General features: G+C 67.6%; 18 protein-coding genes and 1 tRNA gene. 10 read left to right on the plus strand and 9 right to left on the minus strand.

What is annotated here, in order from left to right:
• The first annotated feature begins 13 nt into the window (after nt 1-13).
• The 3 genes from H7J93_RS09210 (at nt 14) to H7J93_RS09220 (ending at nt 874) form a co-directional block, all read left to right on the plus strand.
• Nucleotides 14-217 (plus strand): DUF4244 domain-containing protein, encoded by a 204-nt coding sequence (locus tag H7J93_RS09210; RefSeq protein WP_267305986.1) that lies wholly within the window; start codon nt 14-16, stop codon nt 215-217.
• Nucleotides 218-291: 74 nt separating this feature from the next.
• Nucleotides 292-543, plus strand: a complete 252-nt coding sequence (locus tag H7J93_RS29130) for a TadE family type IV pilus minor pilin (RefSeq protein WP_308204911.1) — start codon at nt 292-294, stop codon at nt 541-543.
• A 43-nt stretch (nt 544-586) separates the two neighbouring features.
• A complete protein-coding gene (locus H7J93_RS09220) occupies nt 587-874 on the plus strand; it encodes an Rv3654c family TadE-like protein (RefSeq protein WP_267305988.1) in 288 nt (95 codons plus the stop codon).
• Between the two features lie 5 nt (nt 875-879).
• On the opposite strand, the gene H7J93_RS09225 is transcribed toward H7J93_RS09220, so the two are convergent.
• Nucleotides 880-1,869 (minus strand): PAS domain-containing protein, encoded by a 990-nt coding sequence (locus tag H7J93_RS09225; RefSeq protein WP_267305989.1) that lies wholly within the window; start codon nt 1,867-1,869, stop codon nt 880-882.
• Between the two features lie 308 nt (nt 1,870-2,177).
• The gene (sftH, locus tag H7J93_RS09230; protein ID WP_267305990.1) at nt 2,178-4,517 is read right to left on the minus strand and encodes a DEAD/DEAH box helicase; all 2,340 of its coding nucleotides are present in this window, start codon (nt 4,515-4,517) and stop codon (nt 2,178-2,180) included.
• A 285-nt stretch (nt 4,518-4,802) separates the two neighbouring features.
• Between sftH and H7J93_RS09235 the strand changes: the two genes are divergently transcribed.
• The 3 genes from H7J93_RS09235 (at nt 4,803) to topA (ending at nt 8,675) form a co-directional block, all read left to right on the plus strand.
• On the plus strand, nt 4,803-5,006 hold the full coding sequence (locus tag H7J93_RS09235; protein ID WP_006243848.1) for a cold-shock protein: 204 nt from the start codon (nt 4,803-4,805) through the stop codon (nt 5,004-5,006).
• 124 nt (nt 5,007-5,130) lie between these two features.
• Nucleotides 5,131-5,721, plus strand: a complete 591-nt coding sequence (locus H7J93_RS09240) for a hypothetical protein (protein ID WP_267305991.1) — start codon at nt 5,131-5,133, stop codon at nt 5,719-5,721.
• A gap of 134 nt (nt 5,722-5,855) precedes the next feature.
• Nucleotides 5,856-8,675, plus strand: a complete 2,820-nt coding sequence (topA, locus tag H7J93_RS09245; protein ID WP_372507832.1) for a type I DNA topoisomerase — start codon at nt 5,856-5,858, stop codon at nt 8,673-8,675.
• 4 nt (nt 8,676-8,679) lie between these two features.
• On the opposite strand, the gene H7J93_RS09250 is transcribed toward topA, so the two are convergent.
• Nucleotides 8,680-10,299 (minus strand): adenylate/guanylate cyclase domain-containing protein, encoded by a 1,620-nt coding sequence (locus H7J93_RS09250; RefSeq protein ID WP_267305992.1) that lies wholly within the window; start codon nt 10,297-10,299, stop codon nt 8,680-8,682.
• 92 nt (nt 10,300-10,391) lie between these two features.
• Here H7J93_RS09250 and H7J93_RS09255 point away from each other — a divergent pair, with 92 nt between their 5' ends.
• Both H7J93_RS09255 and H7J93_RS09260 read left to right on the plus strand, forming a co-directional pair.
• Nucleotides 10,392-11,609 carry a DNA polymerase III subunit delta' gene (locus H7J93_RS09255; protein WP_267305993.1) on the plus strand — a complete coding sequence of 406 codons (1,218 nt, stop codon included), beginning with the start codon at nt 10,392-10,394 and terminating at the stop codon, nt 11,607-11,609.
• Between the two features lie 53 nt (nt 11,610-11,662).
• Nucleotides 11,663-11,738 (plus strand) — tRNA-Thr (locus H7J93_RS09260).
• Nucleotides 11,739-11,757: 19 nt separating this feature from the next.
• Here H7J93_RS09260 and H7J93_RS09265 read toward each other — a convergent pair.
• From H7J93_RS09265 to galE, 3 genes are read right to left on the minus strand one after another with little or no spacing between them, the layout of a single operon-like run.
• On the minus strand, nt 11,758-12,132 hold the full coding sequence (locus tag H7J93_RS09265) for a carboxymuconolactone decarboxylase family protein (protein ID WP_267305994.1): 375 nt from the start codon (nt 12,130-12,132) through the stop codon (nt 11,758-11,760).
• Nucleotides 12,133-12,157: 25 nt separating this feature from the next.
• The gene (locus H7J93_RS09270; RefSeq protein WP_267305995.1) at nt 12,158-13,942 is read right to left on the minus strand and encodes a hypothetical protein; all 1,785 of its coding nucleotides are present in this window, start codon (nt 13,940-13,942) and stop codon (nt 12,158-12,160) included.
• A complete protein-coding gene (gene galE, locus H7J93_RS09275; protein ID WP_267306051.1) occupies nt 13,939-14,916 on the minus strand; it encodes a UDP-glucose 4-epimerase GalE in 978 nt (325 codons plus the stop codon). The genes H7J93_RS09270 and galE overlap by 4 nt, the downstream gene beginning before the upstream one ends.
• Before the next feature lie 125 nt (nt 14,917-15,041).
• Between galE and H7J93_RS09280 the strand changes: the two genes are divergently transcribed.
• Together H7J93_RS09280 and H7J93_RS09285 are read left to right on the plus strand one after the other, a co-directional pair.
• On the plus strand, nt 15,042-16,823 hold the full coding sequence (locus tag H7J93_RS09280) for an N-acyl-D-amino-acid deacylase family protein (protein ID WP_267305996.1): 1,782 nt from the start codon (nt 15,042-15,044) through the stop codon (nt 16,821-16,823).
• Nucleotide 16,824: 1 nt separating this feature from the next.
• Nucleotides 16,825-17,427, plus strand: a complete 603-nt coding sequence (locus H7J93_RS09285; RefSeq protein WP_267305997.1) for a TetR/AcrR family transcriptional regulator — start codon at nt 16,825-16,827, stop codon at nt 17,425-17,427.
• Here H7J93_RS09285 and H7J93_RS09290 read toward each other — a convergent pair.
• Genes H7J93_RS09290 through H7J93_RS09300 form a run of 3 tightly spaced genes read right to left on the minus strand, consistent with a single transcriptional unit; the run spans nt 17,416 to nt 23,920 of the window.
• Nucleotides 17,416-18,669, minus strand: a complete 1,254-nt coding sequence (locus H7J93_RS09290; RefSeq protein ID WP_267305998.1) for a polysaccharide biosynthesis protein — start codon at nt 18,667-18,669, stop codon at nt 17,416-17,418. The genes H7J93_RS09285 and H7J93_RS09290 overlap by 12 nt on opposite strands.
• On the minus strand, nt 18,666-20,003 hold the full coding sequence (locus H7J93_RS09295; protein ID WP_267305999.1) for a M1 family metallopeptidase: 1,338 nt from the start codon (nt 20,001-20,003) through the stop codon (nt 18,666-18,668). Before H7J93_RS09295 ends, H7J93_RS09290 begins: the two co-directional genes overlap by 4 nt.
• A complete protein-coding gene (locus H7J93_RS09300; protein WP_372507833.1) occupies nt 20,000-23,920 on the minus strand; it encodes a Pls/PosA family non-ribosomal peptide synthetase in 3,921 nt (1,306 codons plus the stop codon). The genes H7J93_RS09295 and H7J93_RS09300 overlap by 4 nt, the downstream gene beginning before the upstream one ends.
• Between the last annotated feature and the right edge of the window lie 97 nt (nt 23,921-24,017).

A 24,017-nucleotide genomic window follows, 5' to 3' on the forward strand; every position in this document is an offset into this window, starting at 1 on the left:
GGGAGGAAATCGATTGATAAGCAACTGGATTCGCGCAACACAGGCGAAACTGAGTCTGTTGATCGTGGACGAGAGGGGTATGTCCACGGTCGAATACGCCATCGGCACCATCGCCGCGGCGGCGTTCGGCGCCATCCTTTACACGGTGGTGACGGGCGACTCGATCGTCAGCGCATTGACCAACATCATCAACCGCGCACTCAACACCAACGTCTAGGCGGCGAGGGCGGCGGTGCGACGGTCGAGGCGGCGATCGGCATCGCGGGCCTGGTCGTCGTGCTGCTGGTGTGCGTGTCGAGCCTCACCGCGGTATCGATGCACATCCGATGTGTCGACGCGGCCAGGGAGGCGGCACGTTTGGCGGCGCGAGGCGACGACGGATCGCCCGCCGCCCGCGCCATCGCGCCGGAAGGAGCGGCGATACAACTGCGCCGCGACGGTGAACACGTCGTCGTCACCGTCTCGGCGCGGTCGGCGTTCCTCCCGGGCATCACCGTCGCGGGGCGCGCTGTCGCCGCCATGGAGCCGGGTCAGGACGGATGACGGCGCAGCGACCCTCGTCGCCGTCGCGATGATGGCCGTGCTCATGGCGATCACCGTTGCGTGCGTGTACCTCGGCGCGGCGGTGACGGCGCGGCACCGCGCCCAAGCCGCGGCCGATCTCGCCGCGCTGGCCGCAGCCGGACGGCTCGCGCAGGGTGAGGGCGCGGCATGTGGACACGCCGTCGAGCTGGCCGAGGCGATGGGCACCAGGGTCGTCGATTGCACCGTGACGGGACTCGATGCCGTTGTCGCCGTTGAGGTCGCCGTGGCGCTGGGCCGGTTGGGCATCGGAACGGCGCGAGCCGTCGCACGCGCCGGGCCGGTCGAATGACGCGACTAGCCCTCTGCCTGACGAAGTGTGGCCAACCCGGCGTACACCCCGTCGTCGAGCTCGACGCGGTTGATCGTCACGTGCACCGGCGTCCACCCGCCGTCGTTGTCCACCAACCTCAACGTGGCCGAGGTACCGCCGGTGTCGAATTCCGCCGCCATCCTTGCCAATTCGGGTCGATCCGAGGGATGGACCAGATGCTCACCGGCCAAGCTCGCGCGCCAGTCGAAGAACGGGGCCGGATCGTCGAGCCACTTCAGCAATGTCCAGTTGGTCGGATCGACGAGCGCACGGTGAGCGCCGGGCTGCGCCAGTCCCTTCAGAATGCGCTGCGCCAGAACGTCGCGTCGATCCGCGCCGCCCTCGGATTCGCCGCGCCAGTTCATCGCCCGAAGCACCAATCGCTGGCTGCCGTCGTCCTCCTCCTCGGCCAGCACCCTGGCGACGAAGCCGATCGTGATCGGTTCGCCGCGATAATCCGTCACGTCCCACGAATTGCAGAGGGTATGGCCGGGCTCGCGCTTGATCGTCATCGAGAGGACCTCGGCCTCACTCGGATTGAGGTCGCGCTTGGGCAGGTCCTCGGCGAACGCCCTGCCGTGCGTCACCTGACTGTCCGGAGCCCATCCGCTGTTGAACAACGACTCCTTGGTGTCGGTGGCGGTCCCGTTGGTCAGGTCCCAGATGAGTGGCCCCGGAATCGGCCGGTCCGGCGGCTCCATATCGGGTGGGCCGATCCACACATGCACGCCGTGAATTCGGCCGTCCGACATCTGAATCACTTCGGTGCGGATCACGCGGTCGTTTTTCGGCGTGATGCTGCTCAGCCCCTGGCCGGCGCGCACGGTCTCGCCGATCGCCGTCTGGATCGCCATCAGATGCGGATTTCGCCTCAGAAACGCACTGACAGGGACCAGATTCTTCGTTCGGCGCCCTTGTGCGACCACGGCAGGTTCGCTGCCCAATGTCTCCACGAGCAGCCAGTCGTGGTTCATGAGGGGCATTTTAGGGCGGGGTCTTGGACCCTCCGCAGCCAGCATTTGGATACGGAATCCGTGGTCGTTTGCCGTGAGTGCGGTGCGCGGGGAGATTTTTCGCGTGCGTCAGTTAACTTGTCAAAGTTGCGGAACCGTCATTAACAAGGTAGTTTTCGACTGCACCCAGCTATATCGGGATAGGGAACGGATCGAGTTGTCCGACCGTTCGTTCGCAACCGCGGTACCAGGGCTTTCGACCTGACTGGCATGGTCCGCGGAGCTGCGGGGGCGACCGTACGAGGGGTCGGTCGCCCCTTGCGGCGGATTCATGGCGTGGTGCCGCCGAGCTCCTTCAGAACCAGCCGCAGCAACCTGATTGCACCCTCCTTGTCGAGGGGGTCGTTTCCGTTGCCGCATTTGGGCGACTGCACGCACGACGGGCACCCGGCGGGGCACTCGCAGGCCTCGATCGCCGCCGCCGTCGCTCCCCACCAGGTGTCGATCTTTTCGAAACCGCGGTCAGCGAAGCCCGCGCCGCCGGGATAGCCGTCGTACACGAAGATCGTCGGCAGGCCGTCGACAGGGCCGACCGCCGTGGAAACCCCGCCGATGTCGCCGCGGTCGCAGCTGGCGACCAGCGGCAGCAACCCGATCGCCGCATGTTCGGCCGCGTGTAGCGAGCCGGGTACCCGTAACGGCTCTATCCCGTTGTCCTGCAACGCCTCTGGAGTGAGCGTGCACATCACCGCGGAGGTCTCGAGGGTGCGCGTCGGCATCTCGAGTTCGACGAAGTCGATGACCTCTCCGGTCATCTCCCGCCGCAGATAGCCGATGACGGTGTTGGTCACCGATACCGGTACGAGCCCAACGGTCACCGGCCCGTAGGTCTTTCGTACCCCCTCGCCGGTGACGACGATGTCGGTCAGTTCACGGGCGAATGTGGTGTACCCCGGATCCTCGGCGTGCACGAACGCGACACCGTCCTCGAAATCGAGCGAGTCGACCACGTAGCTCTCACCCTGATGCAGATAGACGGCCCCGGGATGCACCGAGGCGGGCGCCTGGCCGGCGCCCGCGGTGCCCAGCAACCGTCCGGTCCCCGCCTCCAGGATCGCGATCTGACCGCCCGACGAGCCGCGGATGTCCACCGCCGGATGCGGATCCACACCGGGTGTCGCGAAGTAACCGGTGGGACGGCGGCGCAGCAGACCATCGTCGACGAGGGACTCCGCGACCGCCTCGGCGTTCCACATCCGCACCTCCGCCTCGGTGAGTGGAAGTTCGGTGGCGGCGCAGAGTAGCTGCGGGCCAAGGACATACGGGTTGGACGGGTCGATGACGACGCGTTCGATCGGTTTGTCGAGCAGCGCCGCCGGATGGTGCACGAGGTACGTGTCCAGTGGGTCGTCACGCGCGATCAACACGATCAGCGCGCTCTGACCCCGGCGGCCGGCACGACCTGCCTGCTGCCAGAAGGACGTCACCGTGCCGGGAAACCCGGCCAGCACGACGGCGTCCAGGCCGGCGATGTCGACGCCGAGTTCCAAGGCATTGGTGGTCGCCAGGCCAAGCAGTTCGCCGTCGGCCAGCGCGCGTTCCAGTGCGCGCCGGTCTTCGGCGAGATAACCCGCCCGATACGACGCGACGCGGTCGGCGAGATCCGGTGCGAGTTCCTCCAGCCTGGCGCGCGCTCCGAGGGCGGTGAGCTCGGCACCGCGACGCGAACGCACGAACGTCAACGTGCGAGCGCCCTCGGCGATCAGATCGCCCATCACCCGGGCGGCATCCGCGCCCGCCGAACGACGAACCGGAGCACCGTTTTCACCGACGAGGTCATCCAGCAGTGCCGGCTCCCACAAGGCGACTGTGCGGGCGCCCTGCGGTGAACCGTCCTCGGTGACCTCGGCGACCGTCTGCCCGATGAGTTCCGACGCGGTGCGCGCGGGGGACGCGGTGGTGGCACTGGCGAAGATCACCGTGGGGCCAGCGGATTCCGATCCGGCGCCCGAGTAGCGGGTGGCCAACCGCAGCAGGCGGCGCAGCACCATGGCCACGTTCGACCCGAAAACCCCTCGGTAGTAATGGCATTCATCCACGACGACGTAACGCAGGTTCCGTAGGAACACCGCCCAGCGGGCGTGGTTGCGCAGCAGCGACAGGTGAATCATGTCGGGGTTGGAGAAAATCCAGCGCGACCGTTCCCTGGCGAAGCGTCGCACTTCGGTCGGGCTGTCGCCGTCGTACGGGCTCGGGGCGACGTCTCGCAGCGCGGGCACGGTTTCCGTCAACGCGACTGCGGCGCGCAACTGGTCGTGGCCGAGCGCCTTGGTGGGCGACAGATAGAGGACGCGGGCGCGCGAATCAGCTTTCAGCGCCGTCAAAATCGGCAACTGGTACGCCAACGACTTGCCCGACGCCGTCCCGGTGCTCAGTACGACGTGACGCCCGGCATGGGCAAGGTCGGCTGTGGCGAGCTGATGCGACCACGGCGTCTCGATGCCGCGATCAACGAACGCCTGCACCACTTCTGGGTCGGCCCACTCCGGCCAGCCTTGTCGGCGTCCCTGCCGCGGCGGGAGATCGGCGACATGGCGCAGCGGATCGTGCCCTCCGACACGGGCGCCGTCGACCGCGCTAGCGAGCAGCTCGCGGCCGAAATCTGCCATACCGAACCTTTCCTGGCCCTCCTGAGCCCCTTCGTACGTGAATTGTTCCCCAATCGATCGCGTCTCCACTGTCGCCGCAGCCCAGAACGTGATTGACTGATCGCGGTCGCAGCTTCTGTGTTCGTGTATTCGCACTCGCAGGATCGACGTTGCGATCGCGGTTCCTGCGAGGGTTGTAGGTCGGGTCGAGTTCCGAGCACTCCACGAAGGTATGGCGGTCGGAACGGGCCCGGTGCACCGAAACGGTGGACCGCACCCGGTATGAAGAGAAGGAAAGTACGAAAGATGCCACAGGGAACTGTGAAGTGGTTCAACGCGGAAAAGGGTTTCGGGTTCATCGCGCCCGAGGACGGTTCTGCCGATGTGTTCGTCCACTACACGGAGATTCAAGGAAGCGGCTTCCGCACCCTTGAGGAGAACCAGAAGGTTGAGTTCGAGGTTGGCCAGAGCCCCAAGGGCCCGCAGGCCACGGGCGTTCGCGCCGTCTAACTGACGCACCCAGAGGAAACCCCCCGCACAGCTCCGACAACGGACATGGCGGGGGTGTTTTCGTTTATGGGGTGCCCGGCCCGGCAGCACCTCGGGTGGGCGGTCCTGGCTTAATGTCGAACGTGTGAGCCAGCTGTCCTTCTTTTCGGCCGAGTCGGTGCCGCCTGCGGTCGCCGACTTGACCGGGATGCTCGCCGCACCTGGACAGGTGGTGCTGGTCGGTTCCGGCTCACAGGTTGGGGCGCGGCTGTCGGTGGTGGTGGACCAGCTGTGGCGGGCTCATGCCTTGGCCGAGATGATCGTCGAGTCCGGACTGGAGCCCGAGATCTCCCGCACCGACGAGAACACCCCACTGGTCCGCACGGCCGTCGACGAACGTCTGGTCGGCATCGCCACCGAGTGGACCCGCGGCGCCGTGAAGACCGTCCCGCCGCAATGGCTACCGGGTCCACGGCAGTTACGGGCCTGGACGCTGGCCGCAGGAACTCCGGAAGCCGACCGCTACCTACTTGGTCTGGACCCGCACGCGCCCGACACGCATTCCCCGCTGGCATCGGCGATGATGCGGGTGGGGATAGCTCCGACACTTATCGGCACCCGAGGGTCCCGTCCGGCCCTGCGGATCAGCGGTCGCCGGCGGCTATCGCGCCTGGTAGAGAACGTGGGGGAACCCCCCGCGGATGTGGACGCGTTTGCTCAATGGCCCCGCGTCTGACGGCTCGGAATAGGGGGTCGGTTTGCGTCGGGTCGAACAGAATGCGAAATTGTCAGGTGCCGACGAGGCCTTACCGGACGCACAGCGCGGTATCGGGCGTTGTAGGCACCAGAAGAAGTGGAGCGTAGGCACTGGTGGCAGACGAGGACCGCAGTAGCGGCCGCAATGGCGGCGATGAGTCGCCTTCGCGAAGAGCCAACGGCTCGGTGCGGCGACTCGTCATAGTCGAGTCGCCTACCAAGGCACGCAAAATCGCCGGGTACCTGGGCTCCAACTACATCGTCGAGTCCTCCCGCGGACACATCCGCGACCTGCCGCGCAACGCCGCCGACGTGCCCGCGAAGTACAAGTCGGAGCCGTGGGCGCGCCTCGGGGTGAACGTCGAGGACAACTTCGAGCCCCTATACATCATCAGCCCGGAGAAGAAGAGCACCGTCGCGGAGCTCAAGGACCTGCTCAAGGACGTCGACGAGCTCTACCTCGCCACCGACGGTGACCGCGAGGGCGAGGCCATCGCGTGGCACCTCCTGGAGACGCTGAAGCCCCGCATCCCGGTCAAGCGGATGGTGTTCCACGAGATCACCGAGCCGGCCATCCGGGCCGCCGCCGAAGACCCGCGGGATCTGGACAACGACCTCGTCGACGCGCAGGAGACCCGACGCATCCTGGACCGCCTCTACGGCTACGAGGTCAGCCCGGTGCTGTGGAAGAAGGTCGCGCCGAAGCTGTCGGCAGGACGTGTGCAGTCCGTGGCGACGCGCATCATCGTGTCCCGCGAGCGGGAGCGCATGGCGTTCCGCAGCGCGGGCTACTGGGATGTGACCGCCGAACTCGACGCCAGCGTGTCCGATCCGCAGGCATCGCCGCCGACGTTCACCGCGAAGCTGAGCTCCGTCGACGGTCGGCGGGTCGCCACCGGGCGCGACTTCGACTCCCTGGGCGGTCTCAAGAAGCCCGATGAGGTGCTGGTGCTCGACGAGGCCGCCGCCGGCGCGCTTGCGGTCGGACTGCGCGGTGCGCAGCTCGAGGTGTCGTCCGTCGAGCAGAAGCCGTACACCCGGAAGCCCTACGCGCCGTTCATGACGTCGACGCTGCAGCAGGAGGCGGGCCGGAAGCTGCGGTTCTCCTCGGAGCGCACGATGAGCATCGCGCAGCGGCTCTACGAGAACGGCTACATCACTTATATGCGTACCGACTCGACGACGCTGTCGCAGTCGGCCATCAACGCGGCACGCAATCAGGCCCGCCAGCTCTACGGCGAGGAGTACCTGCATCCGCAGCCCCGTCAGTACACCCGCAAGGTCAAGAACGCCCAGGAGGCGCACGAGGCCATCCGGCCCGCCGGCGACGTCTTCCAGACCCCGGGCCAGCTGCACAGCCAACTCGACACCGACGAGTTCCGTCTGTACGAGCTGATCTGGCAGCGCACCGTCGCCTCGCAGATGGCGGACGCGCGGGGCACCACGCTGTCGCTGCGCATCTCCGGTCAGTCCAGTGACGGTCAGCAGGTCGTGTTCAACGCCAGCGGGCGCACCATCACGTTCGCCGGCTTCCTCAAGGCCTACGTCGAGAGCATCGACGACCAGGCCGGCGGCGAGGCCGACGACGCGGAGAGCCGGCTGCCTCAGCTCGTGCAGGGCCAGCGGGTGGACGCCAAGGAACTCACCGCGGACGGCCACACCACATCGCCGCCTGCCCGCTACACCGAGGCCTCGCTGATCAAGGCGCTGGAGGACCTGGGAATCGGCCGGCCGTCGACGTATTCGTCGATCATCAAGACCATCCAGGACCGTGGCTACGTGCACAAGAAGGGCAGCGCCCTGGTGCCGTCATGGGTCGCGTTCGCCGTCACCGGTCTGCTCGAACAGCACTTCAGTCGGTTGGTCGACTACGGCTTCACGGCCGCGATGGAGGACGAGCTCGACGAGATCGCCGCGGGCCATGAACAGCGGACCAACTGGCTGGCCAACTTCTACTTCGGTGGCGAGCACGGGGTGGCCGACTCGATTGCACGCTCGGGTGGTCTGAAGAAGCTCGTCGGCGTGAACCTCGAAGGTATCGACGCTCGAGAAGTCAACTCCATCAAGCTGTTCGACGACGCCGAGGGTCGCCCCGTCTACGTCAGGGTCGGTAAGAACGGGCCGTATCTGGAGCGGATGATCACCGGTGAGGACGGCGAGCCCACCCCGCAGCGCGCGAACCTCAAGGACGAGCTGACGCCCGACGAGCTGACGCTCGAACTTGCCGAAAAGCTTTTCAGCACACCGCAGGAGGGCCGTTCGCTGGGGGTCGATCCGGTGACCGGACACGAGATCGTCGCCAAGGACGGTCGATACGGGCCGTACGTCACCGAGGTGCTGCCGACGCCGGACGAACCCGACGACGACGCCGGCGCCACCGCCAAGAAGGGCAAGAAGCCGACGGGGCCCAAGCCGCGCACCGGCTCACTGCTGCGCTCGATGGACCTCGAGACCGTGACGCTGGAAGACGCGCTGCGGCTGCTGTCCCTGCCGCGTGTGGTCGGTGTCGACCCCAGCACCGGCGAGGAGATCACCGCGCAGAACGGCCGCTACGGCCCATACCTCAAGCGCGGCACCGACTCTCGCTCACTGGCCACCGAAGAGCAGATGTTCGACATCACGCTCGAAGAGGCCTTGAAGATCTATGCGGAGCCGAAACGCCGTGGCGGCCAACGCGCTTCGGCGCCGCCGCTGCGCGAGCTGGGCAACGATCCCGCGACGGGCAAGCCGATGGTGATCAAGGACGGCCGCTTCGGGCCGTATGTCACCGACGGCGAGACCAACGCCAGCCTGCGCAAGGGTGACGACGTGCTGTCCCTGACCGACGAGCGGGCCGCCGAGCTGCTCGCCGACCGCCGCGCGCGGGGACCGGTCAAGCGCAAGAAGGCGACCAAGAAGGCGCCTGCGAAGAAGAGGGCCGCCAAGAAGGCCTAGAAGGTCAGGCCTTCTCCTCCACAACCGGTTCGGGCTCAGATTGGGGCGCGGAAGCCGCGTCCTCCGGTGACACCAGGTTCAGCGGCCTCGCCAATTGTGTGGGGGCCACCCGCCCGCGCAGTTCGACGATCTCGCCGACGTCCCAGCACAGTGCCTCCGCGTCCAGCGCCCCGCTGACCGCGATGGCCGACGCGAGCACATGCCCCGGCTCGAGCTTGGCCAACTCGGTCAGCCGCGCGGCCTCGTTGACCGGGTCGCCGATGACGGTGTACTCGAATCGGGCCTGCGCACCGATGTGTCCGGCGATCGCGCGGCCGGCCGACACCCCGATGCCGAATTCGGTCTGGCCCAGCACCTGGATCAGTTCGTCGTGCAGCTCGCGCGACGCGGCCAGCGCAGCGCCACACGCGTCGGGGTGCTCGATCGGTGCGCCGAAGATGGCCAGCGCCGCATCGCCCTGGAACTTGTTGACGAAGCCGCCATGGCGGTTGACCGTGTCGACGACCACCCGGAAGAAGTCGTTGAGCAGGTTCACGACCTCGCCGGCCGGGATTGTGGCCGCCAGCTGTGTCGACCCGACGAGGTCGACGAACAGCACGGCCACATCGCGCTCCTGGCCACCGAGCTCGGTGCCGCGTTCCAGCGCCCGCCGGGCGACGTCCTCGCCGACGTAGCGGCCGAACAGGTCGCGTAGCCGCTGTCGTTCGGCGAGGTCACGCACCATGTCGTTGAAGCCCGCCTGCAGCAGGCCCAGCTCGCTGGCGTCGTAGATCTGCATGTGGGCGTTGTAGTTGCCGCGCTGCACCTCGCCCAGCGCCCACCGCAGCTGGCGCAGCGGGTCGGCGATCGACATCGCGACCAGCACCGTGCCGAACAGCCCGATGACCAATGCCGCGATGGCCAGCAGCAGGATCGGCGTGGTCAGCTTGTCCGCAGGCGCGGTGAGCACCTCGAACTTGCTCGCCACCAGCGCCAGCACGATCGCCAGGATCGGCACGCCGGTGGACAGCACCCACGTCATCACCTGGCGCTGGATCACCCCGGGGGCGCGGAAGTTCTCGGGCACCCCGCCACGCAGCGCGGCGACGGCGACGGGCCGCAACACCCGCTCCGACTGCAGATATCCGATGATCGCCGTCGCCGTGGCGCCCAGCCCGCTGGCGACGAACACGACCGGCGCCGACTTGCTGGCCACCGGCCAGCTGGCGACGATGAACACGACCGACCCCAGCAGCCAGTTCGCGACGTTGATCATGGTGCGGTAGTAGGGCATCTTCAGCGCGCGGACGCGGGCCAGCTCGGTCACGGCCGGGTCGGTTTCGGTGAGCAGCGTGTCGCGGCGCTGCCAGCGGATCACAGGGATCAGCAGCCGCAGGCTCATATACGAGGCCGTCGTGAACGAGATGAAGAGGAAACCCAGGAACACCGCGAGGTTGAACGCCGGTAGATCCTGCAGCTGGATGCGGTCCTCGGGCGGCAGTCCGAACCGTAGGAAGCTCAGGACCAGCAGGGCGCCGATGATGTCGGCCTGCAGCATCCCGAGGGTGAACACCGGCCACGGCGTACGCGCGACCCAGCGGACGAATGCACCGATTCGTCTGATGGGGATGGCCGAATTGGTCACTGGTCAACCGTATCGGTCGGCGCGGACTCGAAAAGGCGCAAACGAGCCCTGTGGGGCTGACGTGTCGCTTCGCAGCACTACTGTTATCTGCGATGACCGGTGTTTTTTCACGTCTGGTGGGCCAGCAGGCAGTAGAAGCGGAATTGGTGGCAGCTGCACAGGCCGCCCGGGGTGATTCGTCTCACACTTCTGGGTCCGACTCCGCCGGGCACACCATGACCCACGCCTGGCTGATCACCGGGCCGCCCGGATCGGGCCGATCGATCGCGGCGCTGTGCTTCGCCGCCGCGCTGCAGTGCACCAGCGACGGGGTGCCCGGCTGCGGTGAGTGCCGCGCCTGCTCGACGGCGATGGCGGGCACCCACGCCGACGTGCGGCGCATCGTCCCCGAAGGCCTGTCCATCGGGGTCGACGAGATGCGCACCATCGTGCAGATCGCGTCGAGACGGCCGAGCACCGGACGCTGGCAGATCGTCGTGATCGAGGACGCCGACCGATTGACCGAGGGCGCGGCAAATGCGCTGCTGAAGGTCGTTGAGGAGCCGCCGCCGTCGACGGTGTTCCTGCTGTGCGCACCGTCGGTCGACCCCGAGGACATCGCGATCACCCTGCGGTCGCGCTGCAGGCATGTCGCGCTGGTGACGCCGCCGGTCGATGCCATCGCTCAGGTCCTGATCGACACCGACGGGCTGGCGCCCGACGAGGCCCGCTGGGCGGCGTCGGTCAGCGGCGGCCATGTCGGGCGGGCGCGACGACTGGCCGTCGACGACGAGGCCCGTGAGCGCAGGCAGCGGGCCCTGGCGCTGGCCCGTGACGCGGCGACCCCGTCGCGCGCGTATGCGGCCGCCGAGGAGCTGGTCGCCACCGCCGAGGCGGAGGCGGTGTCGCTGACGGTCGACCGCAACGAGCTCGAGACGGAGGAGTTGCGCACCGCGCTCGGTGCCGGCGGCACCGGCAAGGGCACTGCTGGCACGATGCGCGGTGCGGCGGGGGCGCTCAAAGATCTTGAGCGACGGCAGAAGTCGCGTAAGACGCGGGCGTCACGCGACGCGCTGGACCGGGCGCTGATCGACCTGGCCACGTACTTCCGGGATGCACTGCTGGTGTCCGCCGGCGCCGACACCATCGCCCCGAACCACCCCGACATGAGTGAGCGGGTCGCCGCGATAGCCGCGCACGCGTCACCGGAGAAGCTGCTGCGCTGCATCGAGGCGGTGCTGGACTGCCGCGAGGCGCTGGATATGAACGTGAAGCCGAAGTTCGCGGTCGACGCGATGGTGGCCACCGTCGGCCGTGCTCTGCGTGACTGAGTTGGGCCCTCGGTGTGCCCTGTCGTAGACTCGTGCCGCCCCGAAACGGGCACGCCACCTTAGCTCAGTCGGTAGAGCGATTCACTCGTAATGAATAGGTCAGGAGTTCGATTCTCCTAGGTGGCTCCAGCTACCAGCGGCGCGTCCGTCAGCTCTTGGCGCCGAACAGCTCACCCGCCACCCGCAGGGCTGAGTTGGCCGCCGGGAATCCGGCATAGCCCGTCGAGTGGTAGATCACCTCGGCGATCTCGTTTTCGGTCAGGCCGTTGTTGCGCGCGATCTGGACGTGAATCTGCAGCTCGTCGGTCGCCCGCGACGCGATGAGGATGCCGAGCGTGACAAGGCTGCGGTCGCGCCGGCTCAGCCCGTCGCGGGTCCACAACCTGCCGAAGACGTTGTCCATCACCAGCGGCAGCATCTCGCTTCCGAATGACCCTTCCGGGATCTCGACGTCGCCCTCCGGCAGCACGCCGGGAAGCAGCTCGCGGAAAACCTCGAATCCTTGCTCACGCACATCTGTCATGGGGGACAGCGTGACACGCGGCGGCCTATCTGGGAGCGACGAACCCGACCGGTCCCGGCGAGATGCACACCGACAACGCCGCGGTGTTGGCCCGGACGTCGATCGCGTCGCCGGCGCCTGGGAGCCGGACGAAGACCCGGTTCAGGCCTGGCCGCACCGGCACCTTCACCTCGACCCCCTCCGTAAGCGACATCGTCAGCGATCCATCGCTGTTGGCCAGGTAGTTGATCTCCGCGGTCCAATCGGCGGGCAGCAGCGGGCCGTCCAACGGCATCCGCACCGGGAAGTCCGGTTGCACCAGGTAGCCGCATTGCGGCTCGGGGCCGTCGACGATGCTGCGGACCCAGGTGACCTTCGCATCCACCAATCGACCGGAACTGTCCAGCATGCGCAAGTCCGTTGTGGCCGAGGCGAACTCGGGCCGGTGGCGCAGCAGGGCGAACATGTGGCTGGCCCGGTTTTCGGGTCCGACCACGCGCTGCAACACCAGCGGGTCGACCTCCTGGTCGAGCATCGCAGCGCTGGATTCCAACGACGCGGCGGCCAGTCCCGCTACGGCATTCTGCAGGTAGGGCTGGGCCGGGTTGTCCCGCCAGCTCGTCAGGAACGTCATCGTCGAGTACAAGCTGCTCGCCATGAATGCGGTTGTCGCGACGACGATTACGGCCGTCCTGGCGCGTGATGCGTCAAGCCACTCCGCACCCTCGCGGTTGGGTGCGCACAGACCGACGGCCGCCAGCAGTGCCAGCACGATCACGAGATCGGGCAGGTACCGCAGGGTCTGCGCCAACTCGAGGGCGGTGTACTGCGACGACCGCATCAGGTAGATCGGTATCTGGCATGCCACCGCGTAGCCGACCGCGACGAGCCACACCGGGCCGATGCGCCGCTTGCGCGCAACCGTCACCGCCACCACGACCGCCAGGGCCACCCAGCCCAGAACCATCACGGTCAGCGGCGGTGTACCCCAAGGCGACGCCGGCGCCCAGCGTTGCCAATCCCACGGCCCGCCATCGAGTCCTGGCACGATGCCGTGCGTCACCGAGCGACTCAACAGATCCCAGGTCATCGACCAGTCGAGGGTCCACCGTTTCTGGTCGACGACGGCGAGATAGACGGCGATCCACGCCGCGGTGACCGCGAGGGCCGAGACCCACAGTCGAATCCCGCGACGCCACACCGTCGTCAGTGATCCGGTGCCCGTGACGTGCGCGAGCAGAGCGACGATCGCGAACGCGACAAAGGGGATGACGGCCGCCTTCTCGAAGAACAACAGACCGCCGAAATAGACCAGCAGACCCGACACGGCATAGCGTTGATTTCCGGTGCGCACCAACAGAACAGCGTCCCCGCACACCCAGGCCAGCGCCGCCAGCATCGGCAGCGAGTTCAACGCGGCAGCCCACCAGGCGAAGCCGGGTACGGCCAACGGGGTGAACAGCGCGAAGGTCAGCGGAATGAGCAACACGGGCCGCCAGCCCAGGATCACGTGCAGCGCCCGCAGCAGCGCCAGCGACGCCAGCAGCTGCAGCACGATCAGGCTGATCGCCGGTAGGAACCACTGCAGCGGGGCGACCCGGGTGATGGCGCCGGCGACCAGGAACGCGCCGGGCATGACGTGACCGTCGTGGTCGTCGAACAGATAGTTCACGGACAGCAGGTTCTGGGTGCCCGCACGGCCGATGAGGATCAGGTCGTCCCAGTAGAAATAGCCGTTGAAGGCGAGCACCGCGCGGATGACCAGTTGCACCGCGATCAGCGCGGCTGCGGTGCGGGCGACCCAGTTGGCTTGGCTCGTAGTGCTTTTCACGCGGGATAGTTGTCGCCGGCCCGGCTGCGCGCCTCCCACGCCGAGGCCACCATCTCGCGCAGCGAATGCCGCATCTGCCAGTCCAGGTCACGCTTGGCCAGGTCGCCCGACGCGACGATGCGGGCCGGGTCTCCCGGCCGCCTGGGTTTGATCGTCGGTTCGAAGTCGATCCCGGTGACGTCCCGGATCGCCGTCATGATCTGGCGCACCGACGTGCCGTCCCCGCTGCCGAGGTTGTACACCGGCTCGACCGGCTCGTTGGCGACGAGCCGTACCGCGGCGGCGACGTGAGCCAGCGAAAGGTCGGTGACGTGGATGTAGTCGCGCACGCATGTCCCGTCCGGTGTCGGGTAGTCGTCACCGTTGATGTGTGGCGTCTCGCCCCGGAAGAGCGCGTTGAACACCAACGGAAACAGGTTGTGCGGACTGGCGTCGAACAGTTCGTCCGAACCGGAGCCGACCACGTTGAAGTAGCGCAGGCTGGTGTGCCGCAGACCAGAGGCGCGGCCGGCGTCGCGCAGCAGCCACTCGCCGATCAGTTTGGTCTCACCGTAGGGCGACTCCGGTCGCGTCGGGGTGTTCTCGGTGACGATGTCGACATCCGGGGTGCCGAAGGTGGCCGCGCTGGACGAGAACACCATCTTGTCGACGCCCGTGGCCTCCATCGCCTTGAGCAGCGTCACCATTGCCGAGACGTTCTGCTCGTAGGTGTGCAGTGGCCGCTGGACCGACACTCCGGCGTACTTGAACCCGGCGATGTGAATGACGCCGTCGACGTGGTGGTCGCGCAGGGTCTGCGTGACGAGGTCCCCGTCCAGCAGGGTGCCGCGCACGAACGGCACCGATGCGGGGACGAACTGCTCCAGCCCCGTGGACAGGTCGTCGATGACAACCACCTGGATGTCGGCGTCCATCAGGGCGCGGACCACGTGGGAGCCGATGTAGCCAGCTCCGCCAGTCACCATCCACGTCATCGGAGCCGCCACCGGGGTGAGTCTAGTAAGCGGCGCGCGGCTGCTCGCGGTGTCGTCCTGCCTGCGGGTACTTTCAAAGGCAAGAAAGATTGTGAGTACTTACTTTCTGTTGTAAGGTCGCCGTCATGACCTACGACGTGATCGTTCGCAACGGCCTCTGGTTCGACGGGACCGGTGCCGCCCCGCAAGTCCGCACCCTGGGCATCCGCGACGGAATCGTGGCGACCGTGTCGGCCGGCCCCCTCGACGAGACGGGCTGCCCCGACGTGATCGATGCGACGGGCAAGTGGATCGTGCCCGGCTTCATCGACGTGCACACGCACTATGACGCCGAGGTGTTGCTCGATCCGGGCCTGCGCGAGTCGGTCCGTCACGGCGTGACGACGGTGCTGCTCGGCAACTGCTCGCTGTCGACGGTCTATGCCGATGCCGATGACGCCGCCGACCTTTTCAGCCGCGTGGAGGCGGTGCCGCGCAAGTTCGTCCACGGCGCCCTCGAAGCCAAGAAGACGTGGTCCGACCCCGCCGAGTACGTGCGTGCACTCGACGAACTTCCGCTGGGTCCGAACATCGGCTCGATGCTCGGCCATTCCGACCTTCGCACCAGCGTCCTCGGGCTGGACCGCGCGACGACCGAGGGTGTCAAGCCGACACCTGCCGAGCTGGACCGGATGGCGGCGATGCTCGAGAAGGCGTTGGACGCAGGGCTTCTCGGGTTGTCGGGCATGGATGCACCGATCGACAAACTCGACGGCGATCGTTATCGGTCACGGGCACTGCCGTCGACGTTCGCCACCTGGCGTGAGCGACGCAAGCTGATCTCGGTGCTGCGCAAGCACCGTCGCATTCTGCAGAGTGCGCCGAACACCGTGAAACCGATGTCGGCGCTGATGTTCTTCCTCACCAGCAGCGGGTGGTTCGGTCGTCGTCCCGGTGTCCGGGTGAGCCTGCTGGTGTCGGCGGACGCCAAGTCCGCGACGGGAGCGGTGCACGTACTGGGGCCCGGCGTCAGGCTTCTCAACAAAGTGCTGGACTCGTTCGTGCGTTTTCAGCATCTGCCCGTTCCGTTCGAGCTGTACTCCGACGGTATCGACCTGCCGGTGTTCGAGGAGTTCGGTGCCGGCACCGCCGCACTGCATCTGCGTGACCAGATCGAGCGCAACGAACTACTGGCCGACACCGAGTACCGGCGCCGGTTCCGCCGCTCCTTCGACAAGAAGAAGCTCGGACCGTCGTTGTGGCACCGGGACTTCCATGACGCGACCATCGTCGAGTGCCCGGACAAGTCGCTGATCGGGAAGAGCTTCGGTCAGATCGCCGACGAGCGCGGGTTGCATCCGCTCGACGCATTCCTCGACGTACTCGTCGAGAACGGTGAGCGCAACGTGCGGTGGACGACGATCGTGGCGAACCACCGGCCCAAGTATCTCGACCGGCTCGCCGCCGACCCGTCCGTCCACATGGGGTTCTCCGACGCCGGTGCCCACCTGCGCAACATGGCGTTCTACAACTTTCCGTTGCGTCTGCTCAAGCGCGTTCGTGACGCCGAGCTGGCGGGTCGCCCGTTCCTGTCGGTGCAGCGGGCGGTGTACCGGCTCAGCGCCGAGGTGGCCGAATGGTTCGGCCTTGCCGCAGGCACTCTCCGTGAGGGTGAACGTGCCGACTTCGTCGTCATCGATCCCGAACACCTCGACGACTCGGTGAACGGCTACCACGAAGAGAGCGTGCCGTTCTACGGCGGGCTGAGCCGCATGGTCAATCGCAACGATTCCACCGTGGTGGCGACCGCCGTCGGCGGCAAGGTCGTGTTCCGCGAGGGTGAGTTCTGCGAGGGTTACGGCATGACGGTGAAGTCCGGCCACTTCCTGCGAGCGGGCACCACTTCGCACGCGAAAGCGCTTGCCTGACATGGCACGAACTCAGCAGCAACGTCGGGAGGAAACGATCGCGCGGCTGCTCGACGCCAGCATCGACACCATTGTCGATGTCGGATACGCACGGGCGTCGGCGGCGATGATCGCCAAGCGCGCCAACGTATCCGACGGTGCGCTGTTCCGCCACTTCCCGACCATGGGTGACTTCATGGCCGCCACCGCCCAGGAGGTGATGCGACGGCAACTGGGACTGTTCTCGAAGCGGGTGGCCGAGATACCGGCCAACGAGCCGGCGTTGGAGGCCGCGCTCACCATCCTGCGCGACGTCACCGGTAACGCCACCAACACCGTCATGTATGAGCTGATGGTCGCGGCGCGCACGGACGAAAAGCTCAGGGGCACTCTGAGAGAGGTGCTCGCCGAATATGCGGCGAACATCTACGAGGCCGCAAGGGCGCTTCCCGGCGCCGAGCAGATTCCGGACGAGACCTTCATCGCATTGGTGGCGATACTCACCAACGCCTTCGACGGCGCGGCGATCGTGCGTGCGGTGCTGCCGCAGCCTGAACTCGAGGACAAGCGAATCGAGCTGCTGGCGGCGCTGCTCAGCGGGACGTCACCGACGCTACGGGCGTAACCCATCTGAAGCCCTAGCGAGCGCGGCGAGGTGCACCGCGATCCCCACCAGTGGCCCGCATGTCAGCGCGACCACGGTGCGCGTCTCGAGGCTCATCGGCAGGAGGAGAAGCGCCGCTGCCGCGACGGTCGCCGAGACCCAGCCCAGCGAGTACGCCCGGTGCAGTGCCGCCGCCACCGTCGCGGCGCCGGTCAGGGTCAGCAGTGCGATGACGATTGCCGCTGCGGTCAACCACGCCAACAGTGACCCGGTGGCGACGTAGTCGGCACCGAATGCGCTGCGGAGCAACCACGGTCCGAAGATTCCTGCGGCCAGCACGCCGAGCAGCCCGACCGCCAACACCACTGCGGTAGGTGTGATGAGCGCCCGCAGCCGGCGCGTGCGCTGGTCGACGAAATAGGCGATCAGGTTGCCCTGCATCGCGGTGAGCGGTACCAGCAGCGGGGCGCGCGTAAGCGTCACGGCCAGAATGACGACCCCACCCGTCGCACCCAGATCACCGGATGTCGCCTTGAGTAACACCGGGAAGCCCATCACCAGGACAGCGCTGGCGCCTGCTGCGGCGATCGAGTGCGCCGTCCCGCGCAGGAACGCGGCCGTGCCGCCGGGTGTCATCAGGTTCGCCGCGGTTCTGGTGGCCGGGGAGACGATCAACATGATCAGCCAGGCGATCGAGCCCGCCACCGTCGCCCACAGGTATCCGATCAACCCCCAACCCACCAAAAACGTTGTCGTGGCCACGATCACCCGCAGCACAGCGTCGGTCACCATCAGCGAGCCGTACGCCGTCCACCGGTTCAGCCCCGCGAGCACGCCCATCAGCGTGGTGTGAAGGCAGAAGCCCGCGAGGCCGACGGCCAGCAGCGCAACCGACGGCCACCGCTCGTCGGCGAACACATATCCCGACCACAGCGGTGAGCTGCCCGCGATCACGACCGCAGCGGCGACTCCGACGAGCGCGGCCACCCGCATGGGATGGGCCTGCGGGCCGGTGACGACCTCGCTGTAGTCGGCCGAGCGCACCTCACGCGTCGTCTCCTGCAACAGACCGAACGCGGCACCGGTGGCGAGGCCGAACGCCCCCCAGAAGACACCGAATGCCGCGAACCCGGCCGGTTCGAGGTCGCGCGCGGCGAGGTAGAGCACGGCGTAGCCGCACAGCGCGGTCAGCGCGGTGGCGGCGCCGACCCGGGCAACGCTCGCTCGCGCGGCGGGACCGGCCGGGGTGCCTGCGTCTGTCACGACGAGACATCCAGGGCGGGTAGCTCGGGGGAGTAGAGCCACGCTGCCCACAGCGGCCTCAGGGAGTCGTTGGTGTAGTTCGACGCCAGCCCGGTGAAGTCGTCGGTGACCACGGTGCTGTGCCGGTGTCGTGCCGTCCAATCACGAAGCAGGGCAAAGAAGTTGTCGTCACCGAGGCGCCGCCGCAGCACGTGCAGGGTGAGCGCACCGCGCTTGTACACGCGGTCGTCGAACATGTCGCGCGCGCCCGGGTCCGCCAGGATGAGGTTCTGCGGCGAATCCGCCAGTCGCTGGTAGTAGTGCTGCGCCCATTCGTCGGCGCTGCGACCGCCCGAGTGCTCCGACCACAACCACTCGGCGTAGCAGGCGAAGCCCTCGTGCAGCCAGATGTGGCGCCAACGCTGGGCGGTCACCGAATTGCCGAACCACTGGTGTGCGAGTTCATGGGCGATCAATCGCTCGGCGCTGCCATTGCCGTCGCAGTGATTCGCCCCGAAAATCGAGATACCTTGCGCCTCAAGCGGTATCTCCAAGTCGTCGTCGGTGACCACGACGGTGTAGCCGGTCGCCAGGGGATAGGGTCCGAACAACTTGACGAACAGCTTCATCATCTTCGGCTGATCGGCGAAGTCACGATCGAAATTGTGCCGCAACCGATCCGGCAGGACCGCGTGCATCTGGACGCCGTTTTTCGCCATACGGTGACGGTTGTACATCCCGATCTGCAGCGTCACCAGATAGGTCGACGTAGGCTCAGCCTGTTCGTATGTCCAGGTCGTCATGCCCGCCCGCGCGCGCCGCGACACCAGCTCACCGTTGGCCAGTGCGTAGTACGGGCTCTCGGTGCTGATGCGGATGGCGAAGATCGCCTTTGCGCTGGGGTGGTCGTCGCAGGGGAACCACGAGGCCGCACCGTTGGGCTGCCCAGCCACCAGGACGCCCTCGGTCAGTTCTTCGAAACCGACCTCCCCCCAAAGGGAGTGGATCGGCTTGGGAGTGCCGCCATACCGCACGACGATCGACATCGCCGCGCCGGCGGGCAGGGCCTCTGACAGGCCGATGTGCAGCTTGTTCTGCGACGACCTGAACCGCTCCGGCCGTCGGCCATTGACGGTCACCTTCGTGACCGTGAACGCATGCGACAGGTCGAGGGTGAAAGTGCGCAGTGCGGCCAGCGTTACCGCGGTGATGGTGGCCGTCCCGGTGAGCCGGTTGATCGCCACCTTGTACTCGAGGTCGAGTTCGTAGCGCGACACTCGGTAGCCGAAGTTGCCGTTGGCCGGGAGGTAAGGGTCGATGACCGGTGGGTTGCCCTTCTTCTTGCTCCCGGTCACGCGGCGGCGTCTTCTGCCGTCTTGGGCGTGGTGACACCGCTGTCCTTCTTGCGGAACAGATTCCACGGCGCGATCGGATTGCCCAACCAGCGCGTCGATGGTGGTACCTCGTCACCACGCATCACCAGCGAGGCCGGGCCGACCGTCGCACCCGCGCCGATCCGGGCCGCGGGCAACGCGACACAGTGCGGACCCAGAGTCGAACCCTCCTCAAGCACCACGGTGTCCATCCGCATGATGCGGTCGTGGAACAGGTGCGTCTGGACCACACAGCCGCGGTTGACGGTCGAGCCATCACCGAGGGTGACCAGATCGGCCTCGGGCAGCCAGTACGTCTCGCACCACACGCCGCGGCCGATGGACGCGCCGAGCGCCCGCAGCCACAGGTTCATCACCGGTGTGCCGGTCGCGGCGCGGGCGAACCACGGCGCTGCGACGGTCTCGACGAACGTGTCCGACACCTCGTTGCGCCACACGAACGCTGACCACAACGGGTGCTCGATCGCGCGGATACGGCCCACCACAAGCCATTTCGCTATCACCGCGACAGTGCCTGCGATCGCACCCGCCACCAACAGGACGACGCCGCCCGTCAGCGCCGGCCACAGCCAGCCGAAGGTCGCCGCCAGCCACTGAAGCGTCAGCAGCACGGCGACACCGATCGCGAAGGTGACGATGAGCGGAACGAGCCGGCAGGTCTCGACCAGTCCGCGCAGGATCTTCAGCCGCCCCGAGGGATGGAAAGTGCGCAGCGTGTCGGCCGCGGTCGGCTTGCGCCGCAACCGAACCGGCGGGCTACCGAGCCACGACGACCCCGCCTTCGCCTTGTGCGGTGTGGCCGACAGTACGGCGACGAGCCCGTCGTCGGGCACTTTGCGGCCCGGTTGGGTGATGCCGGAGTTACCGAGGAACGCGCGCTTGCCGATGGTCGCCTGCGCGACATGAATCCAGCCGCCTCCCAGTTCATAGGAGGCGACCATGGTGTCGTCGGCCAGGAAAGCACTGTCCTCGATGACCGTGAACTTCGGCGTCAGTAGCGCCGTCGAAATCTCAGTACCCCGGCCCACTTTCGCTCCGAGCGCGCGCAGCCACCACGGGGTCAACAGGCTGGCATACAGCGGGAAGAGGTAGTTCCGCGCGGCATCCATCAGTCGTTCGGTCGCCCATATCTGCCAGCCGACGCGACTGCGCACGGGATGATAGCCCTCGCTCAGCCACAGCGAGAGCACCCGCACCCCGATCACCGTCAGCAGTGCGTACGTCAACACGGCGGCCACCGTCGCCACCGGGGTCCACAGCGCGGCGGGTGCGATGGCCTCCGACACCGTCTTCGCGTCACGCACGCCCCAACCGATGACGGCGAGGCCGACGCCCAGCGCCAGCAGTGGAAGGGCACCGAGCAGCAGAGACGTCACGCCGTAGACGGCCACCCACAGCGGTGCCCGTGGCGGGCGGTGATCCGGCCACGGATGGCGGGCCTTGCCCGACTTCACCGCGGGCGAGCCCTTCCAGTATTGGCCGTTCTTGACCTTGCCGACCACGCCGGAACCCGGGGCGACGTCCGCGTTCTTGCCGACGACCGAGCCGGGCAGCAGGGTGGTGCGGGCACCGACGGTGGCGTCGTTGCCGATGGTGATGCGACCGACGTGGAAGTTGTCTCCGTCGATCCAGTGTCCCGACAGATCGACCTCGGGCTCCACGGAACTGCGGTGGCCGAGCTTCAGCATGCCGGTCACCGGAGGAGCCGAGTGCAGGTCGACGCCCTTGCCCACCTTGTTGCCGAGCGCGCGGGCGTAGTACACCAGCCACGGCGCCCCGGCCAGGTTCTCCGCCCCACTTGCCTCCGCGAGACGTTCGGCGAACCACACCCGCAGGTGCACCGCGCCGCCACGAGGGTAGGTGCCGGGTTCCAGCCCGGACAGCAGCATCCGCGCGAAGAGCGCCGCGATGCCCATCCGGCCTAGTGGTGTGACGAACACCAGGAAGCCCGCAGCGACCCACCACCAGCCAAGCGGCCTCGCCCACGGCACGAGGTCCAGTTCGGCCGCGACATTGTTGGCAAGGGCGAGCCAGACGACCCATTGCAGCGCGGTCAGCGTGGCCAGTGGCAGCGACAGGGCCATCTGAACGGCTTGGGCGAGCCGCGGCGTCGGTTTGACCACACGTGTCTGTACCCGCGGCGGTGGTTTCAACTCGTCGAGGTAGGTGGCCAGCGATCCGAGGCGGGGATGGTCGTAGAGGTCGGCGACCGTCACCTGGGGATATCGCTGACGCAGCGCGGCCACCAGCTGCGCGGCGGACAGCGATCCGCCGCCGAGCGCGAAGAAGTCGGCTTCGGGCCCCTCGATCGGCGCGGCGAGGACGTCCCGCCACAGGCTGGCCACCCAGCCCATCGTCCCTGCAAGGTCGGAGGCGTCCTCGGCCACGGGTTCGCCGGGAGGTGGCCACGGCAGTGCGTCGCGGTCGACCTTCCCCGACGTGCGGGTGGGCAGTTCGGCCACGAGCACCAGGCGCGGGACCAGGGCTGCGGGCAGCGCTTCGGCCAGCCTCGCGCGGGCCGCGGCGAGGTCGAACGACGGGTCAGTGCTGGCGATATAGCCCACCAGCAGTGGGGTGCCGCTGGCCGTGCGGCGCACCGCCGCCGCCCCGCCGCTGACGCCCGGGAGGTTGACCAGCGCCGAGTCGACTTCGCCGAGCTCGATCCGGCGGCCGCCGACCTTGACCTGGTCGTCGGCGCGGCCCTGGAAGTAGAGGCCGTCGCTCTCCAGGCGAACCAGGTCACCGCTTCGGTAGCAGCGATCCCACCCCAACGTGGGCATCGGGGCGTACTTCTCGGCGTCCTTCTCCGGATCCAGATAGCGGGCCAACCCGACGCCGCCGATGACGAGTTCACCGACCTCGCCATACGACACCGGCACGCCGTCGCGGTCCACCACCGCCAGATCCCACCCGGGCAGCGGCAGCCCGATGCTCACCGGACCCCAGGCGCGCAGCCGCGCCGCGCACGCCACGACCGTCGTCTCGGTGGGGCCGTAGGTGTTCCACACCTCGCGACCCTCGACCGCAAGACGCTCCGCCAACTCGAGAGGGCAGGCCTCACCGCCGAAGATCAGCAGCCGCACCGACTCGAGCGCCTCGGCAGGCCACAACGCCGCGAGCGTCGGCACCGTCGACACCACCGTGATGTCCCGCGACACCAGCCACGGACCCAGATCCATACCGCTGCGCACCAGCGATCGTGGTGCGGGCACCAGGCACGCGCCGTTCCGCCACGCCAGCCACATCTCCTCACACGACGCGTCGAACGCAACGGACAGACCGGCGAGCACCCGGTCGCCGGGACCGATCGGGTTGTCCTGCAGGAACATTCGTGCTTCCGCATCGACAAACGCCGCCGCACTGCGGTGCGTGACCGCCACCCCTTTCGGGGTGCCGGTGGAACCGGAGGTGAAGATGATCCAGGCGTCGTCGCGTCCGAGGGGAGATGCCGCGCGCCACCCGCGTGAGGAGCCCTGCGCGCGGATCAGTCCGGCCTCGGTGATGATGGCGACCACCCCGGCCTCGCTGAACACCAGGTCGGCCCGTTCGTCGGGGTCGTCCGCGTCGACGGGAACGTAGGCGGCACCCGTGGCCAGGGTCGCGAGGATCGCCACGTACAGCGCGTAGCTGCCCGACGGCATCCGGATCCCGATGCGGTCGCCGCGCCCGATGCCCCTGGCGGCCAGCCAGTCGACGCTCTCCTCGATGTCGGAGATCATCTCCGCGTAGGTCAGCTGGACCTCGCCGTCGTCGATGGCCGGCGCGTCGGGATGACGGGCCGCCGTGTCGTAGAGGATGTCGATCAGTGTGCGGGGCTCGGGTGCGTGCCGGGACCGCTCGTACTGCGCGGGTATCGCGCGTGAAAAGGCCCCAGTCACGGCTACAAAACTACTAAGCGGCGCCGGTCCCGCATACGCGCCGCACGCACCGTGTTTCGATTCCGGGATTTCGGTCAATCGCGGTTACCTGGCAGAA

The organism is Mycobacterium barrassiae, from assembly GCF_025822765.1.
Classification (GTDB): domain Bacteria; phylum Actinomycetota; class Actinomycetes; order Mycobacteriales; family Mycobacteriaceae; genus Mycobacterium; species Mycobacterium barrassiae.

Bases quoted from the DNA above. Each gene is read 5' to 3' on its own strand.
- H7J93_RS09220 (WP_267305988.1), top strand. From the start codon at position 587: ATGGCGATCACCGTTGCGTGCGTGTACCTCGGCGCGGCGGTGACGGCG.
- H7J93_RS09280 (WP_267305996.1), top strand. From the start codon at position 15,042: ATGACCTACGACGTGATCGTTCGCAACGGCCTCTGGTTCGACGGGACC.
- H7J93_RS09265 (WP_267305994.1), bottom strand. From the start codon at position 12,132: ATGACAGATGTGCGTGAGCAAGGATTCGAGGTTTTCCGCGAGCTGCTT.
- sftH (WP_267305990.1), bottom strand. From the start codon at position 4,517: ATGGCAGATTTCGGCCGCGAGCTGCTCGCTAGCGCGGTCGACGGCGCC.
- H7J93_RS09235 (WP_006243848.1), top strand. From the start codon at position 4,803: ATGCCACAGGGAACTGTGAAGTGGTTCAACGCGGAAAAGGGTTTCGGG.
- galE (WP_267306051.1), bottom strand. From the start codon at position 14,916: ATGACGTGGATGGTGACTGGCGGAGCTGGCTACATCGGCTCCCACGTG.
- H7J93_RS09225 (WP_267305989.1), bottom strand. From the start codon at position 1,869: ATGAACCACGACTGGCTGCTCGTGGAGACATTGGGCAGCGAACCTGCC.
- H7J93_RS09285 (WP_267305997.1), top strand. From the start codon at position 16,825: ATGGCACGAACTCAGCAGCAACGTCGGGAGGAAACGATCGCGCGGCTG.
- H7J93_RS09255 (WP_267305993.1), top strand. From the start codon at position 10,392: ATGACCGGTGTTTTTTCACGTCTGGTGGGCCAGCAGGCAGTAGAAGCG.